The organism is Pseudomonas sp. NPDC088414 (genome assembly GCF_044753325.1).
In the GTDB taxonomy this organism is placed as follows: Bacteria; Pseudomonadota; Gammaproteobacteria; order Pseudomonadales; family Pseudomonadaceae; genus Aquipseudomonas.
In genome coordinates, this window is record NZ_JBIVMY010000017.1 from 24,104 (window position 1) to 49,149 (window position 25,046).

At 61.6% G+C, this 25,046-nt stretch carries 25 protein-coding genes; 13 read left to right on the plus strand and 12 right to left on the minus strand.

The annotated features are described in order from the left end of the window. Positions 1-189 precede the first annotated feature (189 nt). The 3 genes from ACIP8I_RS15900 (at position 190) to ACIP8I_RS15910 (ending at position 3,168) form a co-directional block, all read left to right on the plus strand. Positions 190-969 (plus strand): ABC transporter substrate-binding protein, encoded by a 780-nt coding sequence (locus tag ACIP8I_RS15900; protein WP_007968774.1) that lies wholly within the window; start codon positions 190-192, stop codon positions 967-969. A gap of 199 nt (positions 970-1,168) precedes the next feature. Beyond that, positions 1,169-2,281, plus strand: coding sequence for a succinylglutamate desuccinylase/aspartoacylase family protein (locus ACIP8I_RS15905; RefSeq protein WP_400762288.1), 1,113 nt, complete (start codon positions 1,169-1,171; stop codon positions 2,279-2,281). Between the two features lie 170 nt (positions 2,282-2,451). Beyond that, the gene (locus ACIP8I_RS15910; protein ID WP_400762289.1) at positions 2,452-3,168 is read left to right on the plus strand and encodes an alpha/beta hydrolase; all 717 of its coding nucleotides are present in this window, start codon (positions 2,452-2,454) and stop codon (positions 3,166-3,168) included. A gap of 3 nt (positions 3,169-3,171) precedes the next feature. Here the strand turns inward: ACIP8I_RS15910 and ACIP8I_RS15915 are convergent, their stop codons facing one another. Beyond that, positions 3,172-3,738: a hypothetical protein gene (locus tag ACIP8I_RS15915; RefSeq protein WP_007968780.1), complete on the minus strand. Its 567-nt coding sequence runs from the start codon at positions 3,736-3,738 to the stop codon at positions 3,172-3,174. A 194-nt stretch (positions 3,739-3,932) separates the two neighbouring features. Beyond that, positions 3,933-4,715: a hypothetical protein gene (locus ACIP8I_RS15920; protein ID WP_400762290.1), complete on the minus strand. Its 783-nt coding sequence runs from the start codon at positions 4,713-4,715 to the stop codon at positions 3,933-3,935. A 146-nt stretch (positions 4,716-4,861) separates the two neighbouring features. On the opposite strand from ACIP8I_RS15920, the gene ACIP8I_RS15925 reads away from it, so the two are divergent. Both ACIP8I_RS15925 and ACIP8I_RS15930 read left to right on the plus strand, forming a co-directional pair. Further along, positions 4,862-5,398, plus strand: coding sequence for a chalcone isomerase family protein (locus ACIP8I_RS15925; protein WP_400762292.1), 537 nt, complete (start codon positions 4,862-4,864; stop codon positions 5,396-5,398). Between the two features lie 144 nt (positions 5,399-5,542). Then, positions 5,543-6,862, plus strand: a complete 1,320-nt coding sequence (locus tag ACIP8I_RS15930) for an Nramp family divalent metal transporter (RefSeq protein WP_400762294.1) — start codon at positions 5,543-5,545, stop codon at positions 6,860-6,862. A 195-nt stretch (positions 6,863-7,057) separates the two neighbouring features. Here the strand turns inward: ACIP8I_RS15930 and ACIP8I_RS15935 are convergent, their stop codons facing one another. From ACIP8I_RS15935 to ACIP8I_RS15945, 3 genes are read right to left on the minus strand one after another with little or no spacing between them, the layout of a single operon-like run. Next, complete coding sequence (locus ACIP8I_RS15935; protein ID WP_400762296.1) at positions 7,058-8,239, minus strand: acetyl-CoA C-acetyltransferase; 1,182 nt, start codon at positions 8,237-8,239, stop codon at positions 7,058-7,060. Positions 8,240-8,250: 11 nt separating this feature from the next. Beyond that, the gene (locus ACIP8I_RS15940; RefSeq protein ID WP_367085043.1) at positions 8,251-8,916 is read right to left on the minus strand and encodes a CoA transferase subunit B; all 666 of its coding nucleotides are present in this window, start codon (positions 8,914-8,916) and stop codon (positions 8,251-8,253) included. Positions 8,917-8,940: 24 nt separating this feature from the next. Next, positions 8,941-9,639, minus strand: a complete 699-nt coding sequence (locus ACIP8I_RS15945) for a CoA transferase subunit A (protein WP_016983257.1) — start codon at positions 9,637-9,639, stop codon at positions 8,941-8,943. 267 nt (positions 9,640-9,906) lie between these two features. Between ACIP8I_RS15945 and ACIP8I_RS15950 the strand changes: the two genes are divergently transcribed. Beyond that, positions 9,907-10,782 carry a LysR family transcriptional regulator gene (locus ACIP8I_RS15950; RefSeq protein WP_258675107.1) on the plus strand — a complete coding sequence of 292 codons (876 nt, stop codon included), beginning with the start codon at positions 9,907-9,909 and terminating at the stop codon, positions 10,780-10,782. Between the two features lie 122 nt (positions 10,783-10,904). Here the strand turns inward: ACIP8I_RS15950 and ACIP8I_RS15955 are convergent, their stop codons facing one another. The 4 genes from ACIP8I_RS15955 to ACIP8I_RS15970 all read right to left on the minus strand — a co-directional run bounded on the left by ACIP8I_RS15955 (position 10,905) and on the right by ACIP8I_RS15970 (position 15,183). After that, positions 10,905-11,747: an NAD-dependent protein deacetylase gene (locus tag ACIP8I_RS15955; RefSeq protein ID WP_400762299.1), complete on the minus strand. Its 843-nt coding sequence runs from the start codon at positions 11,745-11,747 to the stop codon at positions 10,905-10,907. Between the two features lie 153 nt (positions 11,748-11,900). Next, positions 11,901-12,947, minus strand: a complete 1,047-nt coding sequence (locus ACIP8I_RS15960) for a class I SAM-dependent methyltransferase (protein WP_400762301.1) — start codon at positions 12,945-12,947, stop codon at positions 11,901-11,903. Between the two features lie 197 nt (positions 12,948-13,144). Beyond that, complete coding sequence (locus ACIP8I_RS15965; RefSeq protein WP_400762302.1) at positions 13,145-14,446, minus strand: ATP-binding protein; 1,302 nt, start codon at positions 14,444-14,446, stop codon at positions 13,145-13,147. Further along, positions 14,443-15,183: a response regulator gene (locus ACIP8I_RS15970; protein ID WP_007962407.1), complete on the minus strand. Its 741-nt coding sequence runs from the start codon at positions 15,181-15,183 to the stop codon at positions 14,443-14,445. Before ACIP8I_RS15970 ends, ACIP8I_RS15965 begins: the two co-directional genes overlap by 4 nt. A 296-nt stretch (positions 15,184-15,479) precedes the next feature. Between ACIP8I_RS15970 and ACIP8I_RS15975 the strand changes: the two genes are divergently transcribed. Next, the gene (locus tag ACIP8I_RS15975; RefSeq protein WP_400762304.1) at positions 15,480-15,743 is read left to right on the plus strand and encodes a DUF2790 domain-containing protein; all 264 of its coding nucleotides are present in this window, start codon (positions 15,480-15,482) and stop codon (positions 15,741-15,743) included. A gap of 44 nt (positions 15,744-15,787) precedes the next feature. On the opposite strand, the gene ACIP8I_RS15980 is transcribed toward ACIP8I_RS15975, so the two are convergent. After that, complete coding sequence (locus ACIP8I_RS15980) at positions 15,788-16,249, minus strand: GNAT family N-acetyltransferase (RefSeq protein ID WP_400762306.1); 462 nt, start codon at positions 16,247-16,249, stop codon at positions 15,788-15,790. A 228-nt stretch (positions 16,250-16,477) separates the two neighbouring features. Between ACIP8I_RS15980 and ACIP8I_RS15985 the strand changes: the two genes are divergently transcribed. Further along, positions 16,478-16,750, plus strand: coding sequence for a DUF4242 domain-containing protein (locus tag ACIP8I_RS15985; protein WP_007962415.1), 273 nt, complete (start codon positions 16,478-16,480; stop codon positions 16,748-16,750). Between the two features lie 30 nt (positions 16,751-16,780). Further along, positions 16,781-17,593 carry a class I SAM-dependent methyltransferase gene (locus ACIP8I_RS15990; RefSeq protein WP_400762308.1) on the plus strand — a complete coding sequence of 271 codons (813 nt, stop codon included), beginning with the start codon at positions 16,781-16,783 and terminating at the stop codon, positions 17,591-17,593. A 137-nt stretch (positions 17,594-17,730) separates the two neighbouring features. On the opposite strand, the gene pcsA is transcribed toward ACIP8I_RS15990, so the two are convergent. Continuing rightward, a complete protein-coding gene (pcsA, locus tag ACIP8I_RS15995) occupies positions 17,731-18,453 on the minus strand; it encodes a phosphatidylcholine synthase (protein ID WP_400762310.1) in 723 nt (240 codons plus the stop codon). 250 nt (positions 18,454-18,703) lie between these two features. Here pcsA and ACIP8I_RS16000 point away from each other — a divergent pair, with 250 nt between their 5' ends. From ACIP8I_RS16000 to ligD, 4 genes are all read left to right on the plus strand, one after another. Beyond that, positions 18,704-19,468 carry a tellurite resistance TerB family protein gene (locus tag ACIP8I_RS16000; protein ID WP_400762312.1) on the plus strand — a complete coding sequence of 255 codons (765 nt, stop codon included), beginning with the start codon at positions 18,704-18,706 and terminating at the stop codon, positions 19,466-19,468. 165 nt (positions 19,469-19,633) lie between these two features. Continuing rightward, positions 19,634-21,013: an iron-containing redox enzyme family protein gene (locus tag ACIP8I_RS16005; protein WP_400762314.1), complete on the plus strand. Its 1,380-nt coding sequence runs from the start codon at positions 19,634-19,636 to the stop codon at positions 21,011-21,013. A gap of 10 nt (positions 21,014-21,023) precedes the next feature. Further along, entirely contained in the window at positions 21,024-21,977 is a 954-nt protein-coding gene (locus ACIP8I_RS16010; protein WP_400762316.1) for a methyltransferase, read from the plus strand. Between the two features lie 17 nt (positions 21,978-21,994). Then, positions 21,995-24,613 (plus strand): DNA ligase D, encoded by a 2,619-nt coding sequence (gene ligD / locus ACIP8I_RS16015; protein ID WP_400762318.1) that lies wholly within the window; start codon positions 21,995-21,997, stop codon positions 24,611-24,613. Here the strand turns inward: ligD and ACIP8I_RS16020 are convergent, their stop codons facing one another. After that, the gene (locus ACIP8I_RS16020; protein WP_400762320.1) at positions 24,614-25,036 is read right to left on the minus strand and encodes a hypothetical protein; all 423 of its coding nucleotides are present in this window, start codon (positions 25,034-25,036) and stop codon (positions 24,614-24,616) included. Positions 25,037-25,046: the final 10 nt, after the last annotated feature.

Consider the following 25,046-nt stretch of genomic DNA (forward strand, 5'->3'; position numbering starts at 1 on the left):
ATGTCGGCGCAGCGTTGATCCCGGTCAACGCGTGCGCCGATTTTCTGTAAGTATTTGTCGCCTAAACACAATTTGCCCTGTGCGCGCCGCCATAGACTGCCGGCCACGTCGGTTTTTGCCGCTAATTGGCCAGGACCGAACGCCCAATCGAAAGCTGCCAATAAAAGCCTCCGCACACAGGAGTAATAAATGAAGAAGCTAGTGATGTTCGGTGCCCTGGCACTGTCGATGTTGTCCCTGACCGCTGTAGCCGAAGACGCCAAACCGATTCGTCTGGGGATTGAAGCCGCTTACCCGCCATTCTCGATGAAAACCGCTGACGGCAAACTCACCGGGTTCGACGTCGATATCGGCGATGCCCTGTGCAAACAGATGGACGTCAAATGCGTATGGGTCGAGCAGGAATTCGATGGCCTGATCCCGGCACTCAAAGTGAAGAAGATTGACGCGATCCTGTCCTCGATGACCATCACCGACGACCGCAAGAAAAACGTCGATTTCACCATCAAGTACTACCACACCCCGGCGCGTTTCGTGATGAAGGAAGGCTCGGGCATCACTGATCCGCTGACCCAGCTCAAGGGCAAGAAGGTCGGCGTGCTGCGCGCCAGTACCCACGACCGTTATGCCACCGACATGGCCAAAGACGCCGGGTTTGAAGTGGTGCGCTATGGTTCGCAACAGGAAGCCAACCTGGATATGAAGTCCGGTCGTCTCGACGCGATGCTGGCCGACTCGGTCAACCTCAGCGACGGTTTCCTGAAGACCGATGCCGGTAAAGGCTTCGAATTCGTCGGCCCGACCTATGAAGACGCCAAGTACTTCGGCGGTGGCGCCGGCATCGCGGTGCGCAAGGGCGATACCGAACTGGCGGAGAAATTCAACAAGGCCATCACCGAAATCCGCGCCAATGGCGAGTACAAGAAAGTCCAGGACAAGTACTTCGACTTTGACGTGTACGGCCATTAATACGCTGTAGAAAAAAGTGGCCCCGTGAATGCGGTGGCCACTTTTTTTGTGCTCTGATTCATAGGAGAACCCTGTAGGAGTGAGCCTGCTCGCGATAGCGGTTTAACATTCAGCCGCTTTGGTGCCTGACACACCGCTATCGCGAGCAGGCTCACTCCTACAGGGGATCTGCGTGATCCAGCCATTCAGGAGTTTTCTCATGCAACGCATCGACCATGTCCTGCCCTGGAGCCATCTGGGCAGCGAACGTTCCCTCAGCGTCTTCCGTTACGGCGCCGGCAGCCGCAAGGTGTATATTCAGGCCAGTCTGCACGCCGACGAACTGCCGGGCATGCGCACCGCGTGGGAACTCAAGCAGCGCCTCAGCGAACTGGAACAGCAGGGTCGCCTGCAAGGGGTGATCGAGCTGGTGCCGGTGGCCAATCCGATCGGCCTCGACCAGCATCTGCAAGGCAGTCACATGGGGCGCTTCGAGCTGGGCAGCGGGAAGAATTTCAACCGCTCGTTCGTTGAACTCAGCGCGCCAGTGGCGGCGCGAATCGGCGAGCGGCTGGGCAGTGATGCCGAAGCCAATATCGCGTTGATCCGCCAGACCATGGGTCAGGTGCTTGACGAGCTGCCGGTCCCGGCCTCGCAACTGGAAGCGCTGCACCGCTTGCTGCTGCGCCATGCCTGCGACGCCGACATCACCCTTGATCTGCATTGCGATTTTGACGCGGCGATTCACATTTACGCACTGCCGCAGCACTGGCCGCGCTGGCAATCGCTGGCGGCGCGACTGAAGGCTGGCGTGGCCTTGCTGTGTGAAGACTCCGGTGGCAGTTCGTTCGACGAGTCGTGCTCATCGCCGTGGCTGCGTCTGGCGCGGGCGTTCCCGAACGCGGCGATTCCTCCGGCGAATCTTGCCACCACCCTGGAACTGGGCAGCATGGGCGACACCCGGGTTGATCAGGCGCAGGCCAATTCTGAAGCGATTCTCGGCTTTCTCGCCGAGCAAGGATTCATCAGCGGCGAATGGCCGGCGGCGCCGCAGGAATGCTGCGAAGGCATGCCCTTCGAAGGCACCGAATATCTGTTCGCGCCGCACCATGGCGTGGTCAGTTTCCTGCGCAATGCCGGGGAATGGGTGGAGAAGGGTGATGCGTTGTTCGAGGTGGTGGATCCGTTGAATGACCGCCTCACCACCGTGCGCGCCGGCACCAGCGGCGTGCTGTTTGCGATTGATCGTGGGCGTTACACCCAACCGGGGATCTGGCAGGCCAAGGTGGCGGGGCGCGAGCCGATCCGGGTGGGCAAGCTGATCAACGACTGACAGATTTCCTTGGATTTTCCGGCCTCATCGCGAGCAGGCTCACTCCTACATTTGGAATGCGTTGTCCCTGTAGGAGTGAGCCTGCTCGCGATTGCGGTCTCGCCAGCACCACAATCTTCAGAGAGTGTTAGGCTCACCGACGAACCCGACACTCCGCGAAGGAAGGCTTTATGTTGAAGGCGTTTGCCCTGTTGACCCTCCTGGCGTCCAGCGCCGTCCACGCGCAGACCACGCTGCAAAGCGACTTGCCACTGAAGTACATCGAACAGGTTCACCCGGACGCGAACACCCGGCCGCTGGTGATTTTCCTGCACGGTTACGGCAGTAACGAAGCCGATCTGATCGGTATGAAGTTCCAGTTGCCGGCGCAGTACAACTACCTGTCGGTGCAGGCACCGCTGGCGCTGGGCGAAGGGCGTTTCCAGTGGTTTCGCAAGAAAGGCGAAGGGGCCTACAACGGCGAGACCGATGATCTGCAGGCCAGCGGCCAGAAGTTGCGGGCGTTTGTCGCGCAGGCGGCGCAGAAATATCACACCAGCCCGGACAAGGTGTACCTGATCGGATTCAGCCAGGGCGCGATGATGACCTACGAGGTCGGCTTGCGTCCGCCGGTGGCGGTCGGCGGCATTGCGGCGTTGAGTGGACGGCTGTTGCCGGTGTTGAAAGCCGAACTCAAGACGCAGCAGCAACCGTTGCCCCTGCACATCTTCATCGGCCATGGCACCGCCGATGATCGAGTGCCGTACCACGACGGCACCGAGGCTGATGCGCTGCTGCAGAAACTCGCCTATAAGCCCGAGTTTCACGCCTATCCCGGCGTCGGCCACAGCATCAGCACGGCCGAGCTGCGCGACTTGAATGCCTGGCTGCAGCAGCTCAACCCGTGACGATCACTTGTCCTTGAGGATGGTTTTCACCAGCGCATCGTGACCGCTCTTGTCGCTGGCCCGGGAAATCACCTGGACCAGCGCCATGCGTTTGCCGGACGCGGCGAGCAGGGTGGTGTTCAGAGTCTGGCCGCCGCCCTGGGTGGCAGTGCTGTCGACCTGACGCACACCGAGGCCGCTGCTTTTCTGGGTCAGGCTTTTTTCGCTGAGCTTGTTGAAATCGGGCAGGGCCTTGCGCTGGTCATCGATGAAACTCGCCAGGCTGCCATCGAGAAATTCGTTGTCGTTGTCCTTGACGCTGGTACCCCCGGCGATCTGGTTTTCCGCGGCGATGACCACGGTTTTGGTCGCCTGATTGGTATACATCGTGCCTTTGGCACCGGTCGGCCCGGCCGGCAGCGGGTCGGCGGTAAAACCTTTGGGCAGGACGAAGGTGAACTTGCCGTCGAGCATCGACACGCTATTGGTCGCCGCTTTTTCCTTGGCCTTGGCGGCCTGGGCATTGATGGCGCCGAGGCCGGCGACCGCCGCCAGCAACAGGACGACGGCTTTCTTGCTGAACAATGACATGTGAATCTCCGAGGGATGGTCGCGCCAGGGCGGCGATGATCCCACGGAGCGTGCATGGCATTCCAGCGCGGTTTGTCGAACATTTGTGGCGAGGGAGCTTGTCGGATCGCCGCACCGTCCCGCTCGGCTACGCAACAATTACAGGGCGTTGCGCACGCCCGCGGGAGCAAGCTCCCTCGCCACAGTAAATTGCGTCAGCCTTGGGGTTGTGGGCTTTTGGCTGGCGCTGGGCGGGCCAGCAGTTTGCGGGTAACGCCGAGCATCGCCACCGACACCGCGACACCGGCGATGAATCCGCTGAGGCCCAGGGTGGGCAGGGTCAGCGCCGACACCAGGCAAAACGCCGAGAACGAGTACATGCCGATCGCCGTCGCCCGCAGCAATGCCGCGGTAAACGCCGGGCCACGAGTCTGCTGGGAGAACACCGCCATCACACTGCCGAGCACCGGAAACACCGCGAGCAAACCGCTCCAGCGCTCGCCGACGGTGCTGGCGAGCAGGGTCACCAGCAATGTCAGCGCCGCCCCGGCAATCATCCGCCAGAGCAGTTTGTCCGACTTCGGTGCCGGGCCGTTGAGCACCGGCTGCACGCTGGGGAACAGGTACGGCGCGGCGAGCAGGGCAGTGGCTGCCGCCGCGACCGAGAACGTCAGTGACGCCGGAATCAGTGACAAAACCAGCGCCAGTCCCGCCCACACCGACAGTGACGCCGTCAGCGCCCACGGCCAGTTCGCTCGCTGCGCGACCTGCGCGTAGGTGACGCAGAACGCAATCATGGCAAACATCGCCGAGAGCGCCGCGACCGCCGATTGCGCTGCAAATTGCGGTCCCTGTTCAATGGCGAGGAAAAACAGAATCGGCCCGACCACCACCGGCAACCCCGACAGCCAACCGGCCACGCTCGGCCCCCAGCGCTTGCCAGCGAGGGAGATCAGCAGCAGAAAACCGGGGATCAGCAGTAATTTGAGGATCAGCACGCGGGAGGCTCCGTCGGATGAGAGAGGCCACGTTAGCATTGCCGCTCACCGATTGCTGCATTGTTCTACAAAAACTGTATACAAAGTGCTGGTGTGGATCGCCGACTATGCTCTGACTATCAGGGTTTACCGGAGTCGATGCCACGATGAACAGAGCACCCAGGGTGTTGCGCGGTTGTTGTGGCATTGGTCTGTGGGCGTTGCTGCTGACGCCGACCTGGGCCAACTGGCAGGACGCGGTGCCCGGGGCGCAAATCATCGGCAGCGGCGATTTCAGTGTGTTCGGCTTCGACGTCTACAACGCCCGGTTGTGGAGCGCGGCACGCCCGTTGTCCACCGAGCAGCCCTTCGCTCTGGAGCTGATCTATCGGCGCAAGATCTCCCGTGACGATCTGGTGCAGGCCAGTGTCGATGAAATCAAACGGCTGGCAGGCTCGAGCGTCAGTCCCGCACAACTGTCCAGGTGGCAAGAGCAAATGCAGCAATCGTTCGTCGATGTGCAGGCCGGCACGCGGATTACGGGCGTGTATCTGCCGGGGCAGGGTGCGCGGTTTTTTATCGGTCAGCAGTTGCAGCATGAAATCGATGATCCGCAGTTTGCCCGGGCGTTTTTCGATATCTGGCTGGATCCGCGCACCCGTAACCCCGAGTTGCGTCAGCAGTTACTGGGCATGAGCCATTAAAGTCAAAAGATCGCAGCCTTCGGCAGCTCCTACAGGGGAACGCATTCCAGTGTAGGAGCTGCCGAAGGCTGCGATCTTTTGCTCTTCAAGGGTTCAACTGAAACGTCTAAGCTGCGTCTTTCCGACTTGTTTCTGGATGTGTGCGTGAAATTCAGCCTACCCAAAATCGCCACCGCGCCGTTCTGCCCGCCGGAAGTGGCTGGCAGTGTCGCGGTGGATCCGAACGCTTCGTTCTTCAAACGCGTGCTGCGTTTTGCCGGGCCTGGCTTGCTGGTGTCGATCGGCTACATGGATCCGGGCAACTGGGCGACCGCGATTGAGGCCGGTTCGCGTTTTGGTTACAGCCTGCTGTTTGTGGTGTTGCTCGCAAGTCTGGCGGGGATGGTCGTGCAGTGCCTGTGCTCGCGGCTGGGCATCGCTACCGGTCGCGATCTGGCGCAATTGTCCCGCGAGCGCTACAGCACCCCGACCGCACGCCTGCAATGGGTGCTGGCGGAAATCTCGATCATCGCCACTGATCTGGCCGAAGTGCTCGGCTGCGCCCTGGCGTTTCACTTGTTGCTTGGCTGTTCGCTGACCTTCGGCATTGCCCTGACCGCCTTCGACACGCTGCTGGTGCTGGCCTTGCAGAACCGTGGCTTCCGTCGGCTGGAGGCGATCATGCTGGTGCTGGTGGCGACCATCGGCGTGTGTTTCTTCGTCGAACTGGTGCTGATCAAACCGTACTGGCCAGATGTGTTCGCCGGTTTCAAACCGTCGCTCTCGGCGATCAGCGATGCCGCGCCGTTGTACCTGGCAATCGGCATCCTCGGCGCCACGGTGATGCCGCATAACCTCTACCTGCACACTTCGATCGTGCAGACGCGGATGATCGGCAAGGACCTGGCCAGCAAGCAGGACGCGGTCAACCTGGCGCGCATCGACACTATCGGCTCGCTGGCGCTGGCGCTGCTGGTCAACGCGGCGATCCTGATTCTGGCGGCGGCTGCGTTTCACCAGTCCGGGCATACCGACGTGGTCGACATTCAGGACGCCTACCACCTGCTCGACCCGCTGGTCGGCGGCGCGCTGGCCAGTGTGCTGTTCGGCGTGGCGTTGCTGGCGTCGGGGCAGAGCTCGACGTTCACCGGGACCATCGCCGGACAGGTGATCATGGAGGGTTATCTGAACCTGCGGATTCCTTGCTGGCAGCGGCGATTGATCACCCGTGGGCTGGCGCTGATCCCGGCGTTCATCGGCGTGTGGCTGATGGGCGATAACGCGGTGGGCAAATTGCTGGTGCTGAGTCAGGTGGTGTTGAGCCTGCAGCTGCCGTTTGCGCTGTACCCGCTGATTCGCATGACCAGCGACAAGCAACTGATGGGGCCGTTTGTGAACCGGCTGCCGACCCGGATGCTGGCGTGGGGATTGTTTGTGGTGATCAGTGGGGCGAATGCCTGGTTGATTTTGCAGATGGTGGTGTGACTTTCAAAGCACCCTGTGGCGAGGGGATTTATCCCCGATCCAGTGCGAAGCGCTGGCAAAGATGTATGTCGAGGCGAAAAACTCTGGGGCTGCTGCGCATCCCATCGGGGATAAATCCCCTCGCCACAAAAGCGATGAAACCAGACAGCGAGCGGATGTCGTGGATCCGTCCGCCGCCTGTATTGCTCCTTTGGGTTAAGCGCGCTCCAGCGCCAGCGCCACACCTTGACCACCGCCGATGCACAGGGTCGCCAGACCTTTTTTCGCATCACGCTTGATCATTTCGTGCAGCAGCGTCACCAGCACGCGGCAGCCCGACGCACCGATCGGGTGACCGAGGGCGATGGCGCCGCCGTTGACGTTGACCTTGTCCAGATCCCATTGCAGGTCCTTGGCCACGGCCAGCGATTGCGCGGCGAACGCTTCGTTGGCCTCGATCAGGTCCAGTTGGCCGATATTCCAGCCTGCCTTGTCGAGGCAGCGGCGAGTGGCCGAGACCGGGCCGATGCCCATGATTGCCGGATCCACACCGGCGTTGGCGTATGCAGCGATTTTCGCCAGCACCGGCAGGCCCAGGGCCTTGGCCTTTTCGGCGCTCATCAGGATGACTGCAGCGGCGCCGTCGTTCAGCGACGAAGCATTACCGGCGGTGACGCTGCCGTCCTTCTTGAACGCCGGACGCAGTTTCGCCAGCGATTCAGCGGTGGTGTCGCCGCGTGGTTGTTCGTCGATCTTGAACGCTACCGGGTCGCCTTTGCGCTGCGGGATCAGGATCGGAGTGATCTCATCAACAAAGCGCCCGGCTTCGATGGCAGCAGCCGCTTTGCGCTGCGAGGCGGCGGCGAAGGCGTCCTGCTGCTCACGGCTGATGTCGTACTTGTCGACCAGATTTTCGGCGGTGATGCCCATGTGGTAATCGTTGAACGCATCCCACAGACCATCGCTGATCATGGTGTCGACGATTTGCGCGTGACCCATGCGCAGACCGGTGCGTGCGCCCGGCATCACATAGTTGGACAGGCTCATGTTCTCCTGACCGCCGGCGATGATCACCTCGGCATCGCCGCAACGGATCGCTTGCGCGCCCAGGTGCAGGGCTTTCAGGCCCGAGCCGCAGACCTTGTTCAGGGTCATGGCCGGCACGGCGTGGGGCAGGCCGGCCTTGATCGCCGCCTGACGCGCCGGGTTCTGGCCGGCGCCGGCGGTCAGCACCTGGCCCATGATCACTTCATCGACCTGCGCACCGTCCAGACCGGTCTGTTCGAGCAACTGGCGAATCACCGCAGCGCCCAGATCCACGGCGGACACGCTGGCCAGCGAACCCTGGAAACTGCCGATCGCGGTGCGGGTGGCGGCAACAATTACGACGTCTTGCATTTTCGAATTCCTCACTGGGCAGCGAACTGCATTTCCGGTACGTGATCCGGGACGATCAGTTTACCAGCGGTTTTGGCGACGATTTCCTCGACGCTGACGCCAGGTGCGCGTTCCTTGAGGACAAAAGCGCCATTTTCGATTTCCAGATAGGCGAGGTCGGTCAGCACACGCTTGATGCACCCGGCGCCGGTCAGCGGCAGGCTGCACTTGGTCAGCAGTTTGGACTCACCGTCCTTGGAAGCGTGGGTCATGATCACGATGATGTTGTCGGCGCCGGCCACCAGATCCATGGCGCCGCCCATGCCCTTGACCAGTTTGCCGGGAATCATCCACGAGGCGATGTTGCCTTCTACGTCGACTTCGAACGCGCCGAGCACGGTCAGGTCGACATGCCCGCCACGGATCATCGCGAAGGATTCGGCGGAGTTGAAAATCGATGCGCCGATGCGCGCGGTGACGGTCTGTTTGCCGGCGTTGATCATGTCGGCATCGATGGTCTCTTCCGTCGGAAACGGGCCCATGCCAAGCAGGCCGTTTTCCGACTGCAGCATGACTTCCATGCCTTCTGGAATGTAGTTGGCGACCAGGGTCGGAATGCCGATACCGAGGTTCACGTAGTAGCCGTCCTGCATTTCGCGGGCGACGCGCTGAGCCATTTGTTCGCGGGTAAGTGCCATGTTTTTATTCTCCGTCAGCCTGAATTATTTGCGGATGGTGCGCTGTTCGATGCGCTTTTCGAACGTGCCGCAAATGACCCGGTCGACGTAGATGCCGGGGGTGTGGATCTGCGACGGATCCAGCTCGCCGGGTTCGACGATTTCTTCGACTTCGACCACGGTGATCTTGCCGGCGGTGGCCGCCAGCGGGTTGAAGTTCTGGGCGGTGTGACGGTAGATGACGTTACCGAAATGGTCGGCTTTCCAGCCTTTGACAATGGCGAAGTCGCCGGTGATGGACTCTTCCATCAGGTACTTGCGCCCTTTGAATTCGCGCACTTCCTTGCCTTCGGCAACCGGGGTGCCGACGCCGGTGGCGGTGAAGAAGGCCGGGATGCCGGCACCGCCTGCGCGCATTTTCTCGGCGAGGGTGCCTTGCGGGGTCAGGATGACTTCGATGTCGCCCTTGAGCAGTTGCTCTTCGAACAGTTTGTTTTCGCCGACGTAGGAGGCGATGACCTTGCTGATCTGGCGGTCGGTGAGCAGCACGCCCAGGCCGAAACCGTCGACGCCGCAGTTGTTGGAGACCACGGTGAGGTCGCGGGTGCCCTTGCGCTTGATCTCGGCGATCAGGTTTTCCGGGATGCCGCACAGGCCGAAGCCGCCGGCGATCACGGTCATGCCGTCTTCAAGACCGGCCAGAGCTTCCTCGTAGGAACTCACGCGCTTGTCGAAACCTGCCATATGCACCTCTTTTATTGTTTGTCGGGCGGCTGGCTAGCCGAATGACTGGAGTGTCTCGCTGAAGGATATATTTGTTAAGTTGATTTTTAAGGTTGATTGATTGATAAAACTCAACAGTATTGCTTGTTACCCTGTGTAGGAGCTGCCGCAGGCTGCGATCTTTTGAGTTTGTTTTTAAAGATCAAGATCAAAAGATCGTCCGAACGCGGCCCGAGCCTTCGGCAGCTCCTACAGTGGCTACGACGTTGGAACGGTAAGGTATCCAGTATGACCATCAAACAGATCCGCGCTTTCCTCGCCGTGGCTCAGAGCCTGAGTTTCGCCGTGGCCTGCGAGCGTCTGCACTTGTCGCAATCGGCGTTGAGCCTGACCATCAAGGCGCTGGAAGAGGGGCTGGGCGGGCGGTTGTTCAGTCGCAACACGCGCAACGTGGCGCTGACTGCCGAGGGCGAATCGTTGCTGCCGCTGGCCCGGCGTCTGATCGCCGACTGGGACAACGCTGAAGACGAAATGCGTCAGCGCTTCAGCCTGCAACGCGGGCGGGTGACGCTGGCGGCGATGCCGTCGTTTGCCGGCAACCTGCTGCCGCCGATCCTCAAGACCTTTCGCGCGCGCTATCCGAACGTCAATGTCACGGTCAACGACGTGATCAACGAGCAAGTGCTGGAAATGGTTCGCGACCGCCACGTGGAATTGGGTGTGGCATTCGAACCGATGCAAAACACCTCGCTGACGTTTACCCCGCTGTACATCGATCGCTTTGTCGCGGTGGTGCCGCAGGATTCCACGTTGGCCGAGCGCACGGAGATCGACTGGCAGACCCTGCTGCAGGAACCGTTCATCACCCTGCAACGACCGTCAACGGTGCGGGTGATGCTCGAAGAACACTTGCAGGCCCGGGGCATGAAACTGCCGGTGGAATTCGAAAGTCATCAACTGGCAACGGTCGGACGCATGGTCGCCAGCGGGCTGGGGGTAAGTGCGGTGCCAGCGTTGTGTGCCGAACAGATGCTGGAGCTGGGCGCGCATTGCCTGACGTTGAATGATTCGGTGGAGCGGGCGATTGGTGTGCTCACGGAGCCGGGCAATGAGCTGTCCGCAGCGGCGCAGGCACTGTTCGACATCCTCAAAGCCGAACACTGAACCCTGAACTGCGGCCCCATCCCTGTAGGAGCTGCCGCAGGCTGCGATCTTTTGACTTTGTTTTTTAGAAGCAAGATCAAAAGATCGCAGCCTGCGGTAGCTCCTACAGGGGATTTTTGGGTTCAGGCGGTCAGGCGTTGCACCAACAACGGCAGCAGTTGTTCACAGGACGCCTCGATCTTCAGATCCAGCAGATCATCGGCGCGGGTCTTGCCCAGATTGATCGCCAGCAACGGCTTGCCCCGATCAGCAATCACCCGGCACAGACGAAACGCCGAATACGCCATCAACGACGAACCCACCACCAGCAAGCCCTCGGCACTTTCCGCTGCGGCCATGGCCCGCGCCGCTGTCGGCTGGGCCACGTTCTCGCCGAAGAACACCACGTCCGGTTTCATCCGCTCACCGGCGCAGTAGGGGCATTGTGGAGTCTGAAAACGCGCTTCGAAGGCCGGATCGAGCAGGGTATCGCCGTCCGGCGCCTGCACCGCATCGACCCCGGCCAGATACGGATTCTGCTCGACCATCCGCTGCTGAATGTCGTCACGCGCGCTGCGCTGGCCGCAATCCAGGCACAACACCCGGTGCAGGCTGCCATGCAATTCGATCACATCGTGACTGCCAGCCTGATCGTGAAGGGTGTCGACGTTCTGCGTGATCAAGGCGCTGATCAGACCCCGGCGCTGCAAATCGGCCAGCGCCTGATGCGCGGCATTGGGCCGCGCCTGACGCACCCGCGGCCAGCCAAGCATGGCCCGCGCCCAGTAGCGGCGACGGGATTCCGGAGCGGCTAGAAATTCCTGATACATCATCGGCTGCCGGCCCCGGCGTACACCCTCACTGTCGCGGTAATCCGGGATGCCCGACGGCGTGCTGATGCCCGCGCCAGTCAGCACCACAAAGCCGCCATCGGCCATGGCCTGGTACAGAGTGTCGAAGTGTTCGCGGATCGGGCTATCGAGCATGGTCAGCACTCCGGGGAGGACGATGCCCGCAGGTTAGCATTAACCCTGTGGCGAGGGAGCTTGCTCCCGCTGGACTGCGCAGCAGGCCTGTTATCAGGGTCGCTTCGCAAACCGACGGGAGCGAGCTCCCTCGCCACAGGTGACCGCGGTGGTTTATTTGCGCGCCTCCAGAATCAGATTGAACGGCGTCTGCGTCGCCCGGCGGAAATGCTTGAACCCGGCCTCGGCAAACACCTTGCGCAAGCGCATTTCACCGGCCTGCGCACCCAGCCCCAGGCCAACTTCCTGGGACAACGAATTCGGCGTGCAGATAAAGGTCGAGGCCGCGTAAAACAGGCGTCCGACCGGGGTGATGTTGTCGTCCAGCGCGTCGTTGGCAAACGGCTCGACCAGCAGCACCGTGCCGTCGTCCTTCAATGATTTGAATGCATGCCGGGCGGCGCCGACCGGGTCGCCCATGTCGTGCAGGCAGTCGAAGTAACAGATCAGGTCATAGTCGTCATCGGGGTAGCTTTTGGCATTGCTCTGGAAGAATTTCGCCCGGCTGCTGACGCCTCCTTCTTCGGCGCGCTGGGTGGCGACGGTGATCGACGGCGCGTGATAATCGAAACCGACGAAGCGCGAGTTGGGAAATGCCTGGGCCATGATCACCGTCGAGGCACCGTGGCCGCAGCCGATGTCGGCGACTTTGGCGCCTGCTTCGAGTTTGGCGACCACACCTTCCAGCGCCGGCAGCCATTCCGCGATCAAGTGACCTTTATAGCCGGGACGAAAGAAGCGTTCGGTACCGCTGAACATGCACGGATGGTGATCGCCCCAGGGCAGGGCGCCGTTGCCGCGCATGGCTTTGACCAGTTTGTCCTTGTCATGGAAAAACGAGGCCACCACGCCGAGCCCGCCGGCGACGTACACCGGCGAATCCTCGACCGCCAGCGCCAGCGCCTGTTCTTCCGGCAAACGAAACTGGCCATCGTGATGTTCCATGTAGCCGGACGCGACATGCGCGCTGAGCCATTCGCGGACCAGGCGCGGGTTGCAGGTGGTTTTTTCGGCGAGGGCTTGCGGGGTGATCGGCTGACTGTCGGCCATCGCCCGGTACAGCCCGAGTTCTTCGCCAACGATGACGTTCGCCAGCATCGCGGCGCCGCCCATGTCGTTGACCAGTTTGCCCATGAATGCGTTGAGTCGTGTTTCGTCCATCACGAGTGCTCCTGATACAGGATCACCGTCCGGTGGCAAAACGTTGTCGAGGCATGGGCCGCAGGGCGGTGGTCACAAAAGTGGGCAGGGCACAGCTGACGTCGTCCTGCATTCCCCCTCGACCGGGTAATGAATCAGTCTAGTCGGGCTGGGACAAGATGCAGCGTTTGTGTCCCATGCAGATTCCAGTGTGGGGATCAGCGCAGTGGCAGTTTCAGCTCCGCACACAGTCCGCCACCCTCGCGGTTGCTCAGGGTCAGCGAGCCACCGAGGGCCATGGCCAACTGCTGGGCGATCGCCAGGCCCAGGCCGGTGCCGCCGGTGCTGCGGTTGCGCGAGTTTTCCACCCGGTAGAACGGCTGCATGACCTGCTGCAACTCCGTCTCGGCAATGCCCGGTCCGCGATCAAGGATCTTGATGCAAAGACCGTCGCCAATATCCACCTGCAACTGCGCGGCACCGGCGAATTTCAGTGCGTTGTCGGTCAGGTTCACCAGCACCCGGCGCAGGGCTTGGGGGCGGGTATCGATCACCGCCGCGCTTTTGCCGCTCAGTTGCACGTCCTTGCCCATGTCCTGATAGTCGAACACCAGGCTGTCGAGAAACGAGTCGAGGTCGATGCGCCGGCTTTCCTCGGTCGAGCCGTGGATGCTGCGGGCATACGCTACGCCCTCGCGCACCAGATGTTCCATCTCGCCGAGGTCATTCCACAGTTTGTCTTTCTCGACCGAGTCGTCCATAAGCTCTGCGCGCAGCTTCATGCGGGTGATCGGGGTTTGCAGGTCATGGGAAATCGCTGCCAGCAGTTGCATGCGCTCTTTCAGATACGCGGCGATGCGCGCCTGCATCGCGTTGAAGGCCCGTGCGGCGTAGGCCACTTCGGTCGGACCGTGTTCGTCGAGCAATACCGGGTGCGCGTTGGGGTCGAGGCTTTCCACGGCGTTGGCGAGCCGGGCGAGGGGGCGGATCGCGATGCGCACCGCCAGCCAGGTGCAGGCGATCAGCAGCGCCAGTTGCCCGAGCAGTACCCCCGGCAGCCACGGCGACAGGGGGGGCATGGCCGGACGCACATCGATGGTCAGCGGGCTGCCGTCGCTGAGGCGCAAATGGGCCTGGAAGTGTTTTTTCTCCGCGGGAAAACGGCTGAAGGACAGCGGATGGGCGCCGCCGATCGCACTGCTGATCGAGGTCGCAGCCACCGGTACCTCCTCGGCGTCGAGCGGGGCGCCGGGGTCGCCGTCGTCCAACCGATAATCGTAATTGGTGCGAGCCAGTCGTGGCAGCCAGGCGGGGCGTTCCTGCGCGGGCAAGCGGTCGAGGATCGCAATCGACGTCGAAACGTCATTTTGCATATTGCTGAGCATGGTGCTTCTGGCGCTTTGGAAACGCTCGTAATACTGCGCGCCAAACGACAGGGCCTGGGCCAGTATCAGTCCGACCAGAAAGATCAGCGACAACCGCGAAGCCAGGGTGCGTGGCCAATGCAGCTTGAGACTCATGCCGAGGCTCCGAGGATCTCCACCGGCAGCGAAAACACATAACCCTCGCTGCGCACGGTCTTGATGTAGGCCGGTTCACGCGCATCATCGAGCAGGCGCTGGCGCAAACGGCTGACCAGCAGATCAATCGAACGGTCGAACAGATCGGCCTCGCGGCCCTGGGTCAGGTTGAGCAACTGATCACGGCTGAGTACCCGTTGCGGATGATCGAGAAACACCCGCAGCAAACGATATTCGGCGCCACTGAGGGCGACCAGCGTGCCGTCCTTGTCCAGCAGATGCCGGGCCGAGGTATCCAGTTGCCAACGGCCGAAGGCCAGCAGGCGACCGCTTTCGCTGACCACCAGATTCGGCGGCAGCATCCGTGTGCGCCGCAGCACGGCGTTGATCCGCGCCAGCAGTTCGCGGGCGGCGAACGGCTTGGTCAGGTAATCATCGGCGCCCATTTCCAGGCCGATGATGCGGTCGGTCTCATCGTTGCGCGCCGTGAGCATCAGCACCGGTGTGGCCTTGTGTTTGCCCACGCGCAATTCGCGGCACAACTGCAGGCCATCGTCGCCGGGCATCATGATGTCGAGCACAATTAGGTCGACGGTGTTGGCTTCGAGAAAACTGCGCATCTGCCGACCATCGGCGACCACGGTGGTGCGCAGTCCGTTCTTCTTCAGGTAATTGCCGACCAGCTCGCGGATCTCGCGGTCGTCGTCGACGATGAGGATGTGATCGACATGTTCCATCGGTGCAGAACCTCTATCAAAGGGCAATGCCATGCAGTCTATCGAGCCTGCGCCGGCTTGCCTGCCCGGGTTTGTATTGCAGTGTATCTGGCGTAATGGCGGATACACACACATGCAAAAACGCGATTTTTTCAGGGTTTTGTATCGCCGTGTATCTCCGGGCGGTGGGGATACACAGTGATTGATAGCGGCCGTTTCCTGACACAGGCGCGATACCTCACTCGCTTCAAATAGGCTCCATCGAGGCCCACACAGCTTGCCTCGGCTCAACCCATACAAGCCTTGAGGAAACCACCATGACGCACAAAACCGTTGTCGCCGCCTGCCTGTTCGCCGCCCTGAACATCTGCACCCTGTCGGCCCGGGCTGAAGCCGATGTCAGCCCGCACACCTACACCTACGGCACGCACCTGGACATCCAGAAAGTGCTGTCGATGACCGAGGACAGCGCAGTGACCTGCGGCGTTGTCGATGCGCGCATGACGTACCTGGATTCGGCCGGAAAAACCCAGGTGCTGGATTACCGCAAATTTGCCGATGGCTGTAACAACCAGAACTGAGTGCTCAGATGCATCGACAGTCACCGCCCGCGCATATCAATTGCTCACAGGTCGCGCACCATGAGCCATTGCTCGTTGTCCCAGGCGCGAAAGCGCTCCAGCACTGTCCAGCCGCGTTTGGCGTAGTAGTCCTGCTTGTTCTGTGTGTGCAGATAGAAACGTGCGAAACCGCGCTGTTTCGCCGCCTGGCTGATGCCATCGATCAACCGCTCTGCCAACCCCTGGCCACGAGCTTGCGGGCTGACAAACACGCACGCCAGCCAAGGGCCGAGATCCGGACGCAGGGCCAGATCCGCCCGGGCCAGCGCCGCACCGCCGAGCAGACGTTCGCCGTCCAGCGCAATCAGGCACGACCAGTCGCCATTGTTCTGGCCGGCAGCGAACTCGCGTTGCCATTCGGCCAAGGGTTGCTCGGCATATTCGTAGGCGAACTGGCGGTGGATCCACGCGGCGTAAGTGTCGCTGTGCTGCGGGTGATCGACGAGCCATTCAAAACGCAGGGACATGATGGAATCCATTCACGGAAGACGGGAAGGCATAAAAGCCGATTGCCCCATGCAATGGCAATCTCGGAGTGTCTCGAGGCCTTTACAAAAAACCGCCACTCATCGGCCCGGCCGCGATTTTCCGGGCTCTTCGGACGATTGGCAGGGACGCCATCGACCCTCGGCGCGATAGTGGATGAGCAGGGCCACTGCCGGCCCTGTCACTGATAAAAAGAACGCGAGGTTGCCATGCCGAAATTCGTGATTGAACGCGAGATTCCAGGGGCCGGAAAGCTGTCGCCGCAAGAACTCCAAGCCGTGTCGCAAACCTCCTGCCAGGTGTTGCGTGAACTCGGGCCACAGGTGCAGTGGCTGCAGAGTTACGTCACCGCCGACAAAATCTATTGCGTCTATATCGCCCCTGACGAAGAGCAGGTGCGCGAGCACGCCAGGCTGGGCGGATTTCCGGCCAACAGCGTGGCGCGGGTGATGACGGTCATTGACCCGACCACGGCCGAATGAAGTCCTCCAACCTGCTGCGGAGCACGATTGATGAGTACCCCCATTGATCTGACGGGTCTGAAAGAGCGCCAGAAAGTCGCCTGGGCCACCGGTGATTACGCGGTGATCGGTACCACCTTGCAGATCGTCGGCGAAAACCTCGCCGAGGCCTGCGACCTGCACTGCGATGAGGAGGTGCTGGATGTCGCCGCCGGCAATGGCAACGCCACACTGGCGGCGGCGCGACGTGGTTGTCAGGTGACCTCGACCGACTATGTCGCGGCGCTGCTGGAGCGGGGACAGGATCGGGCACGGGCCGAGCATCTGGAGGTGATTTTTCAGGTCGCCGATGCCGAAGCGTTGCCGTTCGCCGATGAGAGTTACGACGCGGTGCTGTCGACCTTCGGTGTGATGTTTGCCGCGGATCAGGCGACTGCGGCGGCGGAACTGGCACGGGTCTGCCGGCGCGGCGGGCGCATCGGTCTGGCGAACTGGACACCGGAAGGTTTCGTCGGCCAGATGTTCAAGGTTCTCGGTCGCCACGTGCCACCCCCCGCCGTGGCCCAGCCGCCGTCGAACTGGGGCACTGAAGCGTGGTTGCACAGCCACTTCAATGAGCGCGAATTTCTGCTGCAGGTCACCCGCCGCACCTTCAACTTCCGCTATCGCTCGGCGGCGCATTTCATCGACATTTTCCGCCACTGGTACGGGCCGGTGCACAAGGCCTTTGCGGCATTGCCGCCGGAAAGCGCGCAAGCGCTGGAGAGTGATCTGGCGGACCTGCTGACCCGCTCGAACCGCGTGGGAGAGAAGTCGCTGGTGGTGCCGAGCGAGTATCTGGAGGTGGTCATCAGCAAACGCTGAATGGCGGAACAATGCCAATCCCTGTGGGAGCTGGCTTGCCAGCGATGGCGGCCGTCCTGTCAAAACGATGTCGACTGACAGTACGAAATCGCTGGCAAGCCAGCTCCCACAGGTATTCGTGTTTGGCAGGTCTGGTGCTATTTCAAATGCGCCCCGTCAAACCACTCCAGCGCCGTACGCCAGATGCAGATCCCCAGAAAGTACGCCGACGCCAGCAACCACAAACCCATCACCAGCGGATTGATAACCGGGTGATTGAGCACCAGCGACAGGCTGCACAACAGCCAGATCGCCGTCACCGCGATGTTGATCGGCATGAACCGGCGTACGCGGAACGGGTGCAGGAATTTCATGCGGGTCACGGTCAGCAGCGCCAGACCGATAATGGTCAGAAAGGTAATCCACGGCCCCGGGTCGATGATGTACAGGCACAGGGCAACCACGTTCCACGCGGCGGGGAAACCGACGAAATAGTTGTCCTTGCTCTTCATGTTGACATTGCAGAAGCAGAACAGCGACGACACCAGAATCAGCGACACGCTCAGCAGCAGGGTGTAGTCGGGCAGGGGAATGTAGCGATAGATGAACAGCGCCGGAATGAACACGTAGGTCAGGTAGTCGATCACCAGATCGAGGATCGAGCCGTCGAAACTTGGCAGCACCGATTGCACATTGACCTTGCGCGCCAGCGCGCCGTCGAGACCGTCGACGATCAGCGCCACACCCAGCCACATCAGGCAGTGGGTCGGCTGGTTCTCCAGCAGGGCGAGGGTCGCCAGAAAGGCTGTGACCACGCCGGTCGCGGTAAAACCATGGGCGCCCCATGCTTTGAGCCTGGCGATGTGTACGGTCGATATCACAGGGGCGTTCTCCAGATAAATGAAGCAAGCCGGGTATCACCCTTGGGCAAAGGGCGCCGGCAAACCGGGTCGGGGTTGCAGCTATCGACCGGTTTGGCCGGGATAAGGTTCACCACCTTTGAATCTTAGCTGCCCGCACAAAAAATACCTCGGCGAAATCTGTCAGCGTCAGCCAAACGGTGCTGGCGCGTCGGCGCCGGCGGTCTATTGTTGCCTGACGCAGTTATTGCCAATGCCTGAGGACGAGATCATGAACACCAGCGATTTGCTTGAACAACTGCTACGGGGTCAGGCCTCGGCGGGACAACAAAGTGGCGCCTCGGCCGGCGCAGGTCTGGGCGGACTGGGCGGCTTGCTCGGTGGTTTGTTGGGTGGCGGAGCAGGCCCCGGCGGTAGTGCGGCGCAGTCCGGTGGGCTGGGCGGTTTGGGTGGATTGCTGGGGGGCTTGCTTGGCGGCGGTGGCGGTGGATTGGGCGGCGCGCTGGGTGGGGCACTCGGTGGCAGCGGAACACAAAGTCGTTCCGGCGGCACCAATTATGCGGCGCTGGCCTCGCTGGGGATGATGGCGTTCCAGGCGTATCAGGCCTGGCAACGTAGTCAGGCTTCGGCGGCGCCACAACAGATCCCGCAAACGGCGAATCTGCTGGCCGGGCCCGAAGTCGAGGAACACGGGCATGCTGTGCTGAGGGCGCTGATCGCGGCGGCCAAGGCTGACGGTGAGATCGACGCCCGGGAACAACAGATGATCAACAATGAAATCAGCAAGCACACCGACGATCCGCAATTGCAGCAGTGGTTCGAAAGCGAAGTCGCCAAACCGCTGGACGCCAACGAAGTCGCCACGGCTGCCAACGATGACCCGGCCATGGCCGCCGAAATGTACCTGGTCAGCGTGATTCTGGTGGACGATCAGCAAGACGCCGAACGCAACTACCTGGATGAACTGGCTGCCGCGTTGCAGATCGACCCGCAATTGCAGGTGCATCTGGAACAACAGTCCAAGGGGCAGGGCTGAAGCATCGTCAAAACTCGCGGTCTCGGGCAGCCCGTGCCGGGACCGCGATGCTCCGTCCGTCAGGGCAATTTTCATGTCGATTGAATTTTTCTCCGTAGCGGTTGCTCTGCTGATGTAGAGGCGTGAAACAACGCCCTGACCGGCCAACCGAACGAGAACACTGACATGACTGCCCTGACCCCTCTGCAGGCGCCGAGCGCGCAGCAACAGCCCATCACTGCCGACGGCGATCTGCGGCGTATTTATGAGGCACTGCTGCTTGAGGATGCGCCTGAAACCCTCGCGCAGGATTTTCTCGCCGAGCAGTTGCAACGTGCCGCGCTGTTGCCCGAAGAACTTCCGCAGGATCCGTTGGCGTGGCAAAACTGGGTCGCCGGGCACTGCACGGAAGTTGCCCGCCAGTACGCCGATTACCTGCAACAACGCCAGGCCGGCGGACCGCGCCAGTTCTTCAGCAACAAGGCTCATGCGCTGTACTTTCTACAAGCCGTGGCGCCGACCAAACTGGTGGATGGCGCGTGGCTGTACGGTTTGTTGCCGCAGTGGCGCGACCCGCGTTTCGACGGGTTGCTGTGCACCTATCTGGAAGAACTCGGCGACGGTAATCCTGCGCAAAACCATGTGGTGATCTACCGCAAACTGCTCGCTGAGCACGGTTTGCAGGACGCCAGCGCGATGGCCGATGAACGCTACCTGCAAGGCGCGCTGCAACTGGCGCTCGGCGCCTGTGGCGAAAGCTTGTTGCCGGAGGTTATCGGCTACAACCTCGGCTACGAACAATTGCCGCTGCACTTGCTGATCAGTGCCTATGAACTCAGCGAGTTGGGCATCGATCCGTACTACTTCACCCTCCACGTGACCATCGATAATGCCAGCACTGGCCATGCGCAAAAAGCCGTGCAGTCGGTGCTCGACCTGCTGCCGCTGGAAGCTGATCGCGACGAATTCCTGAGCCGTGTTTCGCTGGGCTATCGACTCAACGACCTGGGGCAGGGCAGTCGCGCGATCATCGAGGGTTTTGACCTGGAGCAGGAAGTGCTGGCGATGCTCGAACGCAAGCGCCCGTTCGGTCAGCACATGCACTCCGACTACTGCCGCTTCGAAGGCAAAACCGTCAATCAGTGGCTGGCCACTCCCGAGCAGCTACCGGGTTTCCTGCAGGCGATGCAGGACAAGGGCTGGATCAAACGCAACGAAGATCCACAAGCCAGCCGTTTCTGGCAGTTGATCGACGGCGACGGCGCGGCAATGTTCGGCGTGTTCAGCCCCTATGAAAAGCAGCTGCTGCACGATTGGATCGCGGGTGACTGGACACCGGCCGAGCAACGCAAAGCACCACGGCGCAGCCGTCAGGTCGCCACCCCGGACGCCGCCGTGCCCGAACACGATCCCGATGTGCAGCGCCTGACATCTGCCCTGCAAGGTCAGGACGGACACGCGCAAATGGCCACGCTGATCCCGTGGCTGGCACCGGCCCGCCATGCTCACCCGGCGGGGCTGATGGCGACACGTCGCTTCATCGAACTCAAATCCAGTCTGCGCTAAGGAAATCTCCATGAATCAGGAAGAACAACTGTCCGCCGATGACCTGACGCTGCTGCAGCTCGGCCGGCGCTTGCAGGCCGACGGCTACCGTTTCATCACGCCGACGCCCCTGACCCATCAGCGGGTCAATCAGCGTGACGAAGGGCAGGTCGCCGATACCCTGCGCGATGTGTTCGGCTGGTCGCGTCCGTTTGAACCGGGACTGCTGTCCGCCGACGAACAGCGGCAATTGCAGGATGCCCAAGTGATTGACGTCTACGACGGCCGTTTGAAGAGCCGGGTGCGCTGGTCGAGTCTGGATGACTTGTTGTTCGTGCATTCCGGCTTTCCCACCGATGCCGCCGATTCGGTGTTTTTCGGCCCTGACACTTATCGTTTTGCGCAACTGATTCACGCGCATCTGCAACAGAGCTTCGCGCCGATTCAGCGCGCGGTGGACATCGGCTGCGGTGCCGGCGTCGGCGCCATCCTGATTGCTCGCGCCCGGCGTGAAGCGCAAGTGCTGGCGGTTGACATCAACCCCGCCGCGCTGCGCCTGACCGCGATCAATGCGGCATTGGCCGAAGTCGCGAATGTCGAGGTGCAGGCCAGTGATGTACTGCAGGGCACCGAAGGCAATTTCGACCTGATTGTCGCCAACCCGCCGTACATGGCAGACCCGGCCGGTCGCGCCTATCGGCACGGCGGTGGCTCGCTCGGCGCCGGGCTGTCGCTGCGCATCGTCGAGCAGGCGCTCAATCGGCTGGCGCCCGGTGGCTCGTTGCTGCTCTACACCGGCGTGGCGATGGTAGATGGCCACGATCCGTTTTTCGACACCGTGGTGCCACGACTGGATTCGACGCGATTCGGCTGGACCTATCGCGAGCTGGATCCCGACGTGTTCGGTGAAGAGTTGTTGAACCCCGGTTACCAGCGCGTGGATCGGATCGCCGTGGTCGCGCTGACCGTGACCCGCATTGGCTGACACAAGGCAGGTGCGCCATGACCAGGAACCTTGATGACTACAACCGCATGCGCGACTTTTCCGCGACGTCGGAACCCGCCGCCGTCAAGCGCCGTGGACGCAGCAAGGCCACTGAGCATGCGCTGCAGTTTTGCATCCAGAAGCACGACGCTTCGCACCTGCATTACGACTTTCGCCTCGAACTCGATGGTGCGCTGAAGAGCTGGGCGGTGCCCAAGGGGCCGTCGCTCGACCCCAAGGTCAAGCGCCTGGCGGTGCACGTCGAAGATCATCCACTGGATTACGCGACGTTCGAGGGCAGCATTCCCGAAGGGCATTACGGCGCCGGCGATGTGATCGTCTGGGATCGCGGCGTGTGGATTCCGCAAGAGGATCCGGCCAAGGCCTACGCCAAGGGCAAACTCAAGTTCGAGCTGCAGGGTGAGAAGCTGTCCGGCATCTGGAATCTGGTGCGCACGCACATGCCGGGCAAGAAGGAAAACTGGTTTCTGATCAAACATCAGGACAGCGCCGCGCGCGCGCAAGACGACTACGATGTGCTCAGCGCGGAGCCGGACAGCGTGCTCAGCGAACGCACCCTGATCAGCAAACCCAAGCTCGCCGCCGAGCAAGTCAAGCCGGTGAAAAAGGCCCCGGCCAAACCACGCAAAGCGGCGTCCGGGACACTTACCGGGGCGCGCAAGGCCAAACTGCCGGCGCAGCTCAAGCCGGAACTGGCGACGCTGGTCGACAGCGCACCGGAAGGGCAGTGGAGCTACGAGATCAAGTTCGACGGCTACCGGATCCTGGCGCGCATCGATCACGATCAGGTGCAACTGTTCACCCGCAACGGTCACGACTGGACGCACAAACTGCCGCAACAGGCGCAAGCACTGGCCGAGTTGGGACTGGAATCGGCATGGCTGGACGGCGAAGTGGTGGTCACCAACGAGCAGGGTGTACCGGACTTTCAGGCGCTGCAAAACGCCTTCGAAGCCGGGCGCAGTGCGAGCATCCTGTACTACCTGTTCGACATGCCGTACCTCAACGGTGTCGACCTGCGCGAAGTGCCGGTCGAGGAGCGTCGCGCGGCGTTGTCCACGGTACTCGGCGGGCATGAGCAGCCGTTGCTGCGCTTCTCCGAAGCTTTCGATGAAACGGCGGACGCACTGCTCAACAGCGCCTGCCAGATGCAGATGGAAGGGTTGATCGGCAAACGTCTCGGCTCGCCTTACGTGTCGCGACGCAGCAGCGACTGGATCAAGCTCAAGTGCAAGCATCGGCAGGAATTTGTGGTCGTCGGCTATACCGATCCGAAAGGCGCGCGCAGTGCCTTCGGCGCGCTGTTGTTGGGCCTGCACGATCGCGACAGTGGCGAGCTGCGCTATGCCGGCAAGGTCGGCACCGGTTTTAACGAAACCACACTGAAAAGCATCCTGGCCCAGCTCAAGCCGTTGCAGGTCAAGAAGGCGGCGGTGGTCAATCCACCGAGTGGCTTCGAGGCCAAGGGCGTGCACTGGCTCAAACCGAATCTTTTGGCAGAAGTGGCGTTCGCCGAAATGACCAAGGACGGCTCGGTACGTCACGCCGTGTTCCATGGTCTGCGCAATGACAAACCGGCCAGGTCGATTACCGAGGAGCGCGCGAAACCCGTGAAGACTTCAGCGAAAGCCACCCCGTCGAAAAAAGCTGCCGCGTCGAAGAAAACTGCAGAATCAGAGAAAGCTGCTGAGCCGAAGAAAGCCGAAGCGGCGCCATCACAGCTCGGCCTCGCCAGCGGCAAAGTGCGCATTACCCACCCCGATCGGGTGATCGATGCGGTCAGCGGCACCACCAAGATGCAATTGGCCGAGTATTACGCCAGCGTCGCCGAGTGGATCCTGCCGCAGCTCAAGGATCGCCCGGTCGCGCTGGTGCGGGCGCCGGACGGCATTGCCGGCGAACTGTTTTTCCAGAAAAACGCCGAGCGCCTGGCGATTCCCGGCATCACCACACTGGACAAGGACGTTACCGGGCAACCGGTAATGCTGATCAACAATGCCGAAGCACTGATCGGCGCAGTGCAGATGAGCACGGTCGAATTGCACACCTGGAACGCCACCACCGTCGATCTGGACAAGCCTGACCGGTTTGTTCTCGACCTCGATCCGGATCCCGCGCTGCCGTGGAAAAGCATGGTCGAAGCCACGGCGCTGACCCTCACCGTGCTGGATGAACTCGGGCTCAAAGCCTTTCTCAAGACCAGTGGCGGCAAGGGTATTCACCTGGTGGTGCCGTTGACGCGCAAGCATGGCTGGGACGAGGTCAAGGATTTCAGCCATGCGATCGTCAGCCATATGGCCAAGCTGTTGCCGGAACGCTTTTCCGCGGTGTCCGGGCCGAAAAACCGTGTCGGGCGGATCTTTATCGATTACCTGCGCAACGGTCTGGGCGCCACCACCATTTGTGCCTATGCGGCGCGCACCCGGGAGGGACTGCCGGTGTCGGTACCGCTGTTTCGCGAAGAGGTGGCCGAGATCAAGGGCGGCAATCAGTGGAACATCAGCAATGTTCATGAGCGTCTGAACGAGGTCGGCGACGAGCCGTGGGCCGACCTGAAGAAAACCCGCCAGAGCATCACCGCAGAGATGCGCAAGCGGGTTGGCATGAAGAGATGATCAGGTGTCGCGCAGCAAGTCGTGGGCGTTGAGCAGTTCGAAAGCGATTTCTGGATGGTTGTTCAGCCCCCGGCGAATGGCCGTCGGGATCGACTTGCGTGTCTTGCGGCACAGCCCCGGCAGGTCTTCGATCTGAATCTCGATGCCGAGCATGCTGCGCACCTCATGAAACCCCGGAGCGATTTCCACGCGCAGGCCCAATTGCTCGTGCATGCGCTGTTGCAGATGCCGCAAATCCGCGAGGTCTTTGAGTTGTTCCAGGCGGGCGAGGAGGATTTTTTCCTGCTCGCGGGTCAGGCGCAGAATGCGCAGATCCGTGCCCGGCGTTTCCAGCAACGCGTCGCGCCCGCAATCGCAGGCGCCGGGCGGGCAGGGTGAGCGCAAAGGCGCAGCAGGCGCAAGAGTCGTCATGGCCTCCATCATAGAGGCCGTC